Source organism: Achromobacter sp. 2789STDY5608621 (assembly GCF_001299375.1).
GTDB classification, from domain to species: Bacteria; Pseudomonadota; Gammaproteobacteria; order Burkholderiales; family Burkholderiaceae_B; genus Achromobacter; species Achromobacter insuavis.
This window is the reverse complement of the sequence record NZ_CYTU01000004.1, coordinates 26,208-36,235: the sequence shown is the minus strand read 5'-3', so window position 1 is coordinate 36,235 and position 10,028 is coordinate 26,208. Positions and strand designations below refer to the sequence as shown.

The window sequence follows — 10,028 nt, the reverse complement described above, 5'->3', positions numbered from 1 at the left end:
GACCTGGAGGCGCTGGCCCGGGCCGAGGGCCGTCACCGCAGCACGCTGGTCAAGCGCTTCGCGCGGCGCTACGGCCTGCCGCCGCTGGCGTGGCTGCGTAATTGGCGGGTGGCGCGCGCCCGCGCGCTGCTGCGCGGCGGCCTGCCGCTGGCCGAGGCGGCGCTGGCCGTCGGCTTTGCCGACCAGGCGCACCTGACGCGGGTGTTCAAGCAGGTCTATGGCAGCCCGCCGGGGGTGCTGCGCCGCTCGGCGGGGCGCTCAGTGGTCAATTAGACATTCCTGTAGATCATGTAATGGGCGACGAATAATCGTTTGAATCAGCACTTTCGTGCGGGTTTAATCGATCAAGACAGTAGGTTTTCGTGCCTTATTGATTGATCATTAGGAATGTGAATATGGACCCGCAACGCATTACGCTGCGCGCCGCCGACGGCGTGGCGCTGGGAGGCTACGTGTGGCGCCACCCCGAGCCGGATCCGGCCGGACCGCGTCCGGTGGTTGTCATCAACGCCGCCACGTCGGTGCGCTGCCGCTATTACGCCCGGTTCGCGGCCTACCTGCACCAGCACGGCTTCGACGTGCTGACCTACGACTATCGCGGGATCGGCGAATCGCGGCCGGCCTCGCTGCGCGGTTTCGAGGCGTCCTGGATGGATTGGGGCGAGAAGGATTTCGAGGCGGTGCTGGGCTATGTCGACGCGCATTTTCCCGGCCAGCCGGTGGACGTGGTGGCGCACAGCATCGGCGGCTTCGTCACCGGCCTGGCGCCGTCGGCGCGGCGGCTGCGGCGCATTTTCACCATGGGCGCGCAGTACGCCTACTGGCGCGACTACGCCGCCGGGCAGCGCCTGCGCATGCTGGCCAAGTGGCATGTGGTGATGCCGCTGCTGGCGGTCTGTCTCGGTTATTTTCCGGGACGCCGGCTGGGCTGGCTGGAGGACACGCCGCGCGGCGTGGTGCGCGACTGGAGCCTGATGGGGCCGCGGTTCGAGGGGCGCGGCGGGGCGGACCATCGGGTGGCCGCGATGGCGGCGGTGACCGCGCCGATCCTGGCGCTCAGCGTCACCGACGACGAATTCGGCACCGAGGCCGCCGTCGGCCGGCTGCTGGCGTATTTCACCGGCAGCGCCCGCACCCATCTGCGGTTGGCGCCGGCATCGCTGGGGCTGGAGGCGATCGGCCACTTCGCCTTCTTTCACGAGCGTTTTCGCGACACGCTGTGGCCGATCGCGCTGGGCTGGCTCAGTCGCGGCGAGCGTCGCCTGGCGGGGGCGACGCCCATACGTTGTGACTGCGTGGCGTCTCTAGCCGATAGTCCGAGTATTTCCGCGTGAAGAATTCCGCCCCGAGCGCCTCGGCCGCCGCCAGCGGACGGCGCGGGTCCAGCGCGACCTCGCCGCGGCTGTTGCCCGAGCCGTGCACGTAGCCGACGAAGTCGGCATGCGTGTAGCGGGCGAATTCCTGCACCTGGTGCACCACGCCGAGCACGGCGCCGGGATAGGTTTCCTCCGAAGCCACGGCCAGGCCCAGGCGCTTGCCGGCCATGCGCGCCTTGACGGCCTCGGGCTCGGGGCCGGCGCCGGCGTAGTGGGTGAACGAGCGATCGAAGAAGGCCTTGGTCTGCGCCGACATGCCATACCAGTAGAGCGGGGTGCAGAACAGCACGCCGTCGGCCGGCAGGAAGTGTTCCAGGAACAGCTCGCCATAGCGGTCGTCCGGCGCCGACGCATGGCGCAGGTCGGGCAGGAAGCCCTTGATGTAGTCGTCCAGGAACAGCAGCGCGGCCGCGCTGCCGGCCGCCTGGGCGCCACGCAGGGCGGCGGCGCCCAGGGCGGCGCTGTTGCCGTCGCGGCGGGGGCTGCCCGCCAGGATCAGCAGGCGTTTATGTTGATGATCTGAATTCATGTTTGATTGCCTCGTTTGGAAGAGATTGCCAGGCAAATTTACGGATATCCTCCCGCAGCGACAAACGAGCATTTCTTGGCTAAGATGAAATGAATTCATCTATAAGGGGCCGCTGTGTTCGCCTCCCTGCCGGTTACCGCGCTGCGCGCGTTCGAGGCCGCCGCGCGGCTGCGCAGTTTCAAGGCGGCCGCGGCCGAGCTGTCGGTGACGCCGACCGCCGTGTCGCACCAGATCAAGGCGCTGGAGCGCCATGCCGGCGTGGCGCTGTTCGACCGCGTGCCGCAGGGCGTGCGCCTGACCGACGGCGGCGCGCGCCTGTTCGCCAGCGCGCATGGCGCCTTGCTCGACATCGCGCAGACGCTGGATGCGCTGCGGCCGGCCAGCGCGGCGGGCGCCCTGACGCTGTCCACCACCCATTCGTTCGCGGCGCTGTGGCTGGTGCCGCGGCTGGGCCGTTTCTACCAGGCCTATCCGCAATACCAGTTGCGCCTGCAGTCGCAGGCCGAGACCATCGACCTGCTGCAGGACGCCAGCGTGGACGTGGCGATCCGCTACAGCAGCCGGCGCTATCCGGCGCTGCACGCGGCCTGCGCGTTGCAGGAACGGTTCGGGGTCTACGGCGCGCCGGCCTTGGTGGCGCAGGCGCGCCGCGCCAAGCCCGCGCTGGTGACGGTGCGCTGGCGCGATTCGGCGCTGTATGACGAGGGCTGGCGGCAGTGGTGCGAAGCGGCGGGCCTGCCCGCCTGGCGCAAGCCGGCGGCGGTGCACGCGTATGCCGAGGAACACTACGCGCTGCAGGCCGCGATCGCCGGGCAGGGATTGGTGCTGGCCAGTTCGGTGATGGTGTCCGACAGCGTCGCGGCCGGCACGCTGGTGCCGCTGCGGCCGGAGGTGAGCGTGGCGGGCGCCGCCTACACCGCGCTGTGCGCGCCGGGCCGCGAACGCCATCCGCCGGTCAAGGCATTCCTGGCGTGGCTGCGGCAGGAGTTCAAGGGCTAGTGGTGGCGTCGGTCGATGCGTCTCGGTTGACGTGCATTCACGGCCGCGCTGGCCGTGGCAGCAGCGGCAAGACCGCCAGCATGGCGCCGCCGGCGGCCAGCCAGGCCAGCGGCCAGGACGTGGCCGCCACCAGCCGCGGCAGCGCCAGCGGCGTCAGGAACAATCCCAGGTAGACGCAGGTGTTGGCCAGCCCCAGCGCGGTGCCGGCGCGGGCGGCGCCGGCCAGCGTGGCCAGTTCGGTGTAGGCCACGCCGTGCCAGGCCGAGGCGCAGATGCCGGCGGCCGCCAGCAGCACGGGCACGGCCAGCAGCGCCGCGCGGTGGCCGGGCGCCGCGCCTTGGACCCAGGCGGCGGCCGCCAGCGCCACGAATAGCAGGCAGCCCAGCCACACGCAGCCGCGCAGGTAGGCGCGGCGGTTGCCGTGGCGGTCGGTCCAGCGGCCGCTGGCGATGCGCGCGACCATGGCGCCCAGTTGCACCGCCACCATCACGGCGGTCAGCGTGGCGATGCCGGCGCCGCTGAAGTCGTGCAGGAATACCGTGGCGAACGTCAGCACCGCGAATTGCGGGCAGCACAGCAGGCCGATCGCCACCGCCGCGCGCCACACCCTGGCGTCGCGCAGGGGGCTGGATGGCGGGGTGGCGGCCGGCTTGTGGCCTGCGGATAGCGAGGAGGCCGTCCGGGCGTTGCCGCCGGCGCCGGTCGCCGCAACGCGGCGCGCCCGATCCGGCTCGCGCAGCCACCCCAGCGCCAGCAGCGCGGCGCCCGCGCACAGGCCGGCCAGCAGGCCGAACACCGCGCCGAAGCCGGCCCGCGACGCCAGCCACGGCAGCACCAGCGCGCCCAGACCGCCGCCCAGCGGCACGGCGGTCTGGCGGATGCTCATCGCCAGGCCGCGCTCGCCTTCGTCGAACCACGCCATCACCGCGCGGCCGCTGGCGCCGTTGACGCTGCCGCCCATCACGCCCACCAGCAGCAGGCCCAGCGCCAGCAGCCACAAGGCGGGCGCGACGCCGTGGGCCGGCGCGGCGCACAGGCTCATCCAGGCCAGCGCCGCCGCCGTCGCGCCCAGGCCGGCCAACAGCACTGGCCGGTCGCCCCAGCGGTCGGCCAGCAGGCCCCAGGGCAGCTCGAACAACGCCACGCCCAGGCCGAGCACGCCGAGCGCCAGGCCCAGCGCGTCGTTGTCCAGCCGGTAGTCGGCGCGCAGGAAGACGGCGGTGGCGGGCAGGCCGGCCGCCGCCGCGGAGAACGCGACGTTGGCGGCCACCCCTACCGCCAGCACCTTCCAGCGGTGGGTGGGGCGCGCGGCAGGGGTTGGGGCGGAAAGCACGGAGGCGGGCAAGGACATGACGGTTCCAGGCGGGATTGACGCGGCAAAGTCTGCGCCCGTAACATCATTCTGAAAATCAGGAAATTTTCAATTAAAGGTTTTGAAAAACGGGATGATCAGGCCTGTCACCTTTGACCTGGACGTGTTGCGCAGCTTCGTCGCCGGGGTGGAGCTGGGCAGCTTCGGCCGCGCGGCCGATCGCCTCGGGCGCTCGACCTCGGCCGTCAGCGCGCAGCTGAAAAAGCTCGAGGAACAGGCCGGCGTGCCGCTGCTGCGCAAGGCCGGGCGCGGCCTGACGCTGACCGACGCCGGCGAGACCATGCTGGCGTACGCGCGCCGGCTGCTGGAACTGAACGACCAGGCTTCGGTGGCGGTGCGCGGCACGCGCCTGCAGGGGCGGGTGCGCCTGGGTCTGCAGGAGGATTTCGGCGAGATCCTGCTGCCGCACGTGTTGGGCCAGTTCGCCCGCGCCCATCCGCAGGTGCGGATCGAAGCGCGGGTGGCGCGCAATGCCGAACTGCTCGAACGCGTGGCGGCCGGCGAACTGGACCTGGCGCTGGCCTGGGACCATGACGCGGCGCGGCCGCATGGCGTCAGGCTGGCCGAGCTGCCGCTGTGCTGGATCGGTCCGGCCGTCACCGACCCGGCGGGGGCCGCGCCGGCGCGCGATGCCGACGGCGCCTTGCCGCTGGTGGCGTTCGAGGCGCCCTGCCTGTTCCGCAGCCGCGCCACCGATGCGCTGGACCGCGCCGGCATCGCCTGGACCGCGGCCTTCATCAGTCCCAGCCTGGCGGGCCTGTGGGCGGCGGCCAGCGCGGGGCTGGGGCTGATGGTGCGCACGCCGCTGGGGCTGCCCGCCGGCTTGCGGGTGCTGGCGCCGGGCGAGCAGGGCCTGCCGCCGTTGCCGCCGTTGTCGTTGTCGCTGTATCACGCGCAAGGCCGGCCCGGCCCGGTGGCCGCGGCCCTGGCCGACATCGTGCAGCGTGGCGTGCGCGACAGCGTCGCGGCGCTGCCGGCCATGCCGGGCCTGCCGGCGCGCATCCCTTCCGAGGAGGCCGAGCGCCTTGAACCGATTCCATGAAATGACTGTCTTCCTGGCAGTGGCCGAGGCGCAGAGCTTCGCCGCCGCGGCCCGCCGGCTGGCGATGTCGGCGCCGAGCGTGACGCGCAGCGTCGCGGCGCTGGAGCGCCGGCTGGGCACGCTGCTGCTGGTGCGCACCACCCGCAGCCTGCGCCTGACCGAAGCCGGCCAGCGCTACGCGGCCGATTGCCGCGCCATTCTCGAAGCCGTGGAGCAGGCCGACGACGCCGCCGCGGGGGCGATGGCGGCGCCGCGCGGGTCGCTGCACATCACCGCGCCGGCGCGCTTCGGTGAACTGCACGTGATGCCGGCGGTGCTGGGCTACCTGCGCCAGCACCGCGAGGTGTCGGTGAACGCCCTGCTGGTGGACCGCGTGGTGAATCTGCTGGACGAGGGCGTGGACGTGGCGGTGCGCATCGGCGCCTTGCCCGACTCGACTCTGACGGCGGTGCCGGTGGGGCAGGTGCGGCGGGTGGTGTGCGCCTCGCCCGACTTCCTGCAACGCCACGGCACGCCCGACAGTCCCGACGCGCTGGCGCGCTTTTGCACCATCACGGCGGCAATGGAAGGGCGCGGCGCGCAATGGCGTTTCCTGCAGGATGGGCAGCCGCGACGCCTGCCGCTGGCATCGCAGTTGACGGTGACCTCGTTCCAGGCCGCGGTGGCCGCCGCCTGCGAGGGCTGGGGGCTGACCCAGGTGGTGTCCTACCAGGTGGCGCGCGACCTGGCCAGCGGCGCCTTGCAGGTGGTGCTGCGCGATTACGAAATGGCGCCGCTGCCGGTGCACGTGGTGTACCCGGAAGGGCGCAAGAGTTCGGCCAAGGTGCGCAGCTTCGTCGACTTCTGCGTCGACGCGCTGCGCCGCGACCTGGCGGCCCTGCCGGCTTGATCCTTTCACTGGCGGCAATGGTGTCTTGCGCGCCGTGGCCGTTCCCCGGCGGGCGCGGGCGGTTCAAGATGGAGGCCTGTTTCCTCTATCCGAGATGCCGCCATGTCCGCCGCTCCCCTGACGTTCTACAGTTTTCCCCTGTCCGGCCATTCGCACCGCGTGGCCCTGATGCTGTCGCTGCTCGACGTGCCGCACCGCACGGTCGATGTGGACCTGCGCAGCGGCGCGCAGAAGCGGCCCGAGTTCCTGGCGCTGAACGCTTTTGGCCAGGTGCCGGTGATCGACGACAACGGCGTGGTGGTGGCCGACTCCACCGCGATCCTGGTGTACCTGTGCAAGCGCTACAACGGCCAGGCCTGGCTGCCCGAGGACGCGGTGGGCGCGGCGGCGGTGCAGCGCTGGCTGTCGGCCGCATCCGGCCCGCTGGCGGGCGGCCCCGCCGCCGCGCGTCTGGTGACGGTGTTCGGCGCTCCGTATGACGTGCCGGCCACGCTGGCGCGCGCGCATGCCTTGCTGGCGGTGATGGAGCAGGAGCTCGCCGCCACCGGCTATCTGGCCGGCGCCGCGCCGACCCTCGCCGACGTGGCCTGCTACACCTACGTGGCGCATGCGCCGGAAGGCAACGTGTCGCTGGCGGACTATCCGCGGGTGCGCGACTGGCTGGCGCGGATCGAGGCGCTGCCGCGCTTCGTGCCGATGGTGGCGTCGCCGGTCGGATTGCGGGCGGCGTGAACCGAAGCGCGCGCGGCATGCCCGCGCAAGGAGCCTGACATGAATGCGACCACGATGAGCCCGGCTGGCGCCGCGCCGGCCGGCGGTTCGACAGCCGTCACGCCGGCGACCGCCGGTCCGGCCACCGCAGGATCCGCGGGCACGGCGCCCGCCGCGCCCTGGCACGCAGGCGAACTGCAGTTGCAGGCGCATATCGGCATGGCCGAGCGCATGGCGCAGGTGGGCGCGAAAGTGATCCGCCCATACATGCCGGACCAGCATCGCGCCTTCTTCGCGCAGCTGCCGTTCCTGCTGATGGGCGCGGTCGACGGCCAGGGCGATCCCTGGGCCGGCGTGCTGGAGGGCGAGCCGGGCTTCGCCGTGTCGCCGGATCCCGCGACCTTGCAGGTGGCCGCGCTGCCGGATGCCGATGATCCGCTGCGCGCCGGCCTGGGGCCGGACCAGCCGGTGGGCCTGCTGGGCATCGAACTGCACACGCGCCGCCGCAACCGCATGAACGGCCGCATCACCGCGTGGGACGGCAAGCGTTTCGCGGTCACGGTGGCCGAGTCGTTCGGCAACTGCCCGCAGTACATCCAGGCGCGCGATTTCCATTTCTCGCGCTCGCCGGCCTTGCGCTTCCCGGGGGCGGCGCGCGAGCGGACGGGGCTGGCCGATGCCGACCGGGCGCTGATCGCGCGCGCCGACACGCTGTTCGTGGCGACTTACGCCGATACGGACGAGGCCGGGCGCCGGGTCGATGTCTCGCACCGTGGCGGCAAGCCGGGGTTCGTGCGGATCGACGGCGACACGCTGACGGTTCCGGATTTCTCCGGCAACCGCTTTTTCAATACGCTGGGCAACATGGTGCTCAATCCGCGCGCGGGGCTGCTGTTCATCGATTTCGAGCGCGGCGACGTCTTGCAGGTGTCGGGCTGCGCCGAGGTGGTCCTGGACAGTCCGGAGATCGCCACCTTCGCGGGGGCCGAGCGCTTGTGGCGCGTTCATGTGCAACGGGTGCGGGCCAGGCCGGGCGCGCTGGCGCTGCGTTGGCGCTTCGGCGGCTATTCGCCGACCGCGCTGGCCACGGGGCAATGGCCGCAGGCCGCCGCGGCCTGAGGCGGGGCCGCCCGCCGGTCGCCGCGCGCGTCGGCCAATGGCGGCGGGCGCGCGCCTGGGTCAGGCGCGGTCGGCGCCGACCTTGCGCACCACGGTGTCGTCCGGCGTCAGCGCGCGGCCGTCCTGGGCGCGAATCTCCAGGCGCTGCACCGGCTGGCCGCGCTTGCGGTCGATCAGCGTGGAGTGCGGTTCGGCGGGGCCGTAGTAATGGTCTTCGCCCCACTGGCGCAGCCCGACGATGACGGGAAACAGCGCCCGGCCCTTTTCCGTCAGCACGTATTCCTGGTAGGCGCTGCCGTCCGAGGCCGGCGCCGCCGCCAGGATCTCGTGCGCCACCAGCGTGCGCAGGCGGTCGCTGAGGATGTTCTTGGCCACGCCCAGGCTTTTCTGGAATTCGCCGAAACGCCGCACGCCATCGAAGGCATCGCGCACGATCAGCAGCGACCACCAGTCGCCGATGGCGTCGAGCGCGCGCGCCACCGGGCAGGCGGCGCCTTCGAGGCTGGTGCGTTTGACCATGTCGTCCTGACCTTTGCCGCGCATCGCGGCGGGGAGAGATATCGAATGTGTGGTTGCATTATAAAACTTCAAGGAATAGCATTCTGGTTTCGTAATAAAACTACTTGAGGCCATCATGCCAGACCGGACCGATCCTGCCCCTGCTGCTCCGCCATCTCCTTCATCGCCTTCATCGCCGGCATCCGCGGCGTCCACGGCGTCCAAGGAATCCACGGCATCCACGGCATCTGCGGCCGCCACGGCATCCGCCGGCCGCATGCCCGCCGCCCTGGTGCTGCTGCTGGCCGTGGCCTGCGCCTTGAGCGTGGCCAACGTGTATTACGCGCAACCGCTGCTGGACGCCATGGGCCGCGAGTTCCGCCTGGACGAGGGCGCGGTGGGCATCGTCGTCACCGCGACGCAGCTGGGCTGCGCGCTGGCGCTGGTGCTGGTGGTGCCGCTGGGCGACCTGCTCGACCGGCGCCGCCTGATGCTGGCGCAGCTGGGGCTGCTGGTGCTGGCGCTGGCCGCGGTGGCGCTGGCGTCCGCCGCGCCGTGGCTGCTGGCCGGGATGCTGGCGCTGGGCCTGCTCGGCACCGCCATGACCCAGGGCCTGCTGGCGCTGTCGGCGGCGCTGGCCGCGCCGGGCGAACGCGGGCGGGTGGTGGGCGCGGTACAGGGGGGCGTGGTGATCGGCCTGCTGCTGGCGCGGACCCTGGCGGGCGCGGTGGCCGACCTGTGGGGATGGCGCGCGGTCTACCTGGTGTCGGCCGGCCTGGCCGCGCTGCTGGCCCTGGCGCTGGCCCGCTGGCTGCCGCGCCGCGCCTTGCCGATCGCGGGGCTGGGCTATGGCGCGTTGCTGCGCTCGATGTTCACCTTGCTGGCGAGTGAACGGGTGCTGCGGGTGCGCGGCATGATCGCGCTGTTGATGTTCGCCGTCTTCAGCGCGTTCTGGACGGCGCTGGTGCTGCCGCTGAGCGCGCCGCCGCATTCGCTGACGCATACCGCGGTGGGCGCGTTCGGGCTGGTGGGCGTGGCCGGGGTGCTGGTGGCGGCGCGGGCCGGCCGGCTGGCCGATCGCGGCCATGCGCAACTGACCACGGGCGCGGGCCTGGCGCTGCTGTGCCTGGCCTGGGTGCCGATCGCCTTCCTGGACCGCAGCCTGTGGGCGCTGGCGCTGGGCGTGCTGGTGCTGGACATCGCGGCGCAGGCGCTGCACGTGACCAACCAGGCCATGATCTTTTCCATCAGCGCGCAGGCGCACAGCCGGCTGGTCGGCGGCTACATGATGTTCTATGCGGTGGGCAGCGGACTCGGGTCGATCGCCTCGACCTTCGTCTATGCGCGGGCCGGCTGGCTGGGTGTCTGCGCGCTGGGCCTGGGGCTGAGCCTGGCGGCGACGCTGTTCTGGGCGCTGACGCTGCCGCGCAAGGCGGCGCCGGCGCCCGGCTGCGCGGTTGCGCCGCGGGCGTGACGGAACGCCGGCGCGGCCC

11 protein-coding genes are annotated in these 10,028 nt (G+C 72.2%); 8 read left to right on the top strand and 3 right to left on the bottom strand.

All coding sequences use genetic code 11. The features are described 5' to 3' along the window. Together AOZ53_RS05990 and AOZ53_RS05985 are read left to right on the top strand one after the other, a co-directional pair. Positions 1 to 273 (top strand): helix-turn-helix transcriptional regulator (locus AOZ53_RS05990; RefSeq protein WP_156333299.1); only part of this gene is annotated, 273 nt, incomplete at its 5' end. Between the two features lie 122 nt (positions 274 to 395). Next, positions 396 to 1,334, top strand: coding sequence for an alpha/beta hydrolase family protein (locus AOZ53_RS05985; protein WP_054487251.1), 939 nt, complete (start codon positions 396 to 398; stop codon positions 1,332 to 1,334). Here AOZ53_RS05985 and AOZ53_RS05980 read toward each other — a convergent pair. Next, the gene (locus AOZ53_RS05980) at positions 1,243 to 1,905 is read right to left on the bottom strand and encodes a flavodoxin family protein (RefSeq protein ID WP_054487249.1); all 663 of its coding nucleotides are present in this window, start codon (positions 1,903 to 1,905) and stop codon (positions 1,243 to 1,245) included. The genes AOZ53_RS05985 and AOZ53_RS05980 overlap by 92 nt on opposite strands. A gap of 114 nt (positions 1,906 to 2,019) precedes the next feature. Between AOZ53_RS05980 and AOZ53_RS05975 the strand changes: the two genes are divergently transcribed. Next, the gene (locus AOZ53_RS05975) at positions 2,020 to 2,904 is read left to right on the top strand and encodes a LysR substrate-binding domain-containing protein (RefSeq protein ID WP_054487247.1); all 885 of its coding nucleotides are present in this window, start codon (positions 2,020 to 2,022) and stop codon (positions 2,902 to 2,904) included. Positions 2,905 to 2,941: 37 nt separating this feature from the next. Here the strand turns inward: AOZ53_RS05975 and AOZ53_RS05970 are convergent, their stop codons facing one another. Then, positions 2,942 to 4,255, bottom strand: coding sequence for an MFS transporter (locus AOZ53_RS05970; protein WP_054474731.1), 1,314 nt, complete (start codon positions 4,253 to 4,255; stop codon positions 2,942 to 2,944). A gap of 97 nt (positions 4,256 to 4,352) precedes the next feature. Between AOZ53_RS05970 and AOZ53_RS05965 the strand changes: the two genes are divergently transcribed. From AOZ53_RS05965 to AOZ53_RS05950, 4 genes are all read left to right on the top strand, one after another. After that, complete coding sequence (locus tag AOZ53_RS05965) at positions 4,353 to 5,318, top strand: LysR substrate-binding domain-containing protein (RefSeq protein ID WP_231690584.1); 966 nt, start codon at positions 4,353 to 4,355, stop codon at positions 5,316 to 5,318. Position 5,319: 1 nt separating this feature from the next. Further along, positions 5,320 to 6,207 carry a LysR family transcriptional regulator gene (locus AOZ53_RS05960; RefSeq protein WP_080684470.1) on the top strand — a complete coding sequence of 296 codons (888 nt, stop codon included), beginning with the start codon at positions 5,320 to 5,322 and terminating at the stop codon, positions 6,205 to 6,207. Positions 6,208 to 6,294: 87 nt separating this feature from the next. Further along, positions 6,295 to 6,939: a glutathione S-transferase family protein gene (locus AOZ53_RS05955; protein WP_369815778.1), complete on the top strand. Its 645-nt coding sequence runs from the start codon at positions 6,295 to 6,297 to the stop codon at positions 6,937 to 6,939. A 39-nt stretch (positions 6,940 to 6,978) separates the two neighbouring features. After that, positions 6,979 to 8,037 carry a pyridoxamine 5'-phosphate oxidase family protein gene (locus AOZ53_RS05950; protein ID WP_231690574.1) on the top strand — a complete coding sequence of 353 codons (1,059 nt, stop codon included), beginning with the start codon at positions 6,979 to 6,981 and terminating at the stop codon, positions 8,035 to 8,037. Between the two features lie 60 nt (positions 8,038 to 8,097). Here the strand turns inward: AOZ53_RS05950 and AOZ53_RS05945 are convergent, their stop codons facing one another. Then, entirely contained in the window at positions 8,098 to 8,556 is a 459-nt protein-coding gene (locus tag AOZ53_RS05945) for a winged helix-turn-helix transcriptional regulator (protein ID WP_054432484.1), read from the bottom strand. 256 nt (positions 8,557 to 8,812) lie between these two features. On the opposite strand from AOZ53_RS05945, the gene AOZ53_RS05940 reads away from it, so the two are divergent. Next, complete coding sequence (locus AOZ53_RS05940) at positions 8,813 to 10,009, top strand: MFS transporter (protein ID WP_054432290.1); 1,197 nt, start codon at positions 8,813 to 8,815, stop codon at positions 10,007 to 10,009. The last annotated feature ends 19 nt before the right edge of the window (positions 10,010 to 10,028 follow it).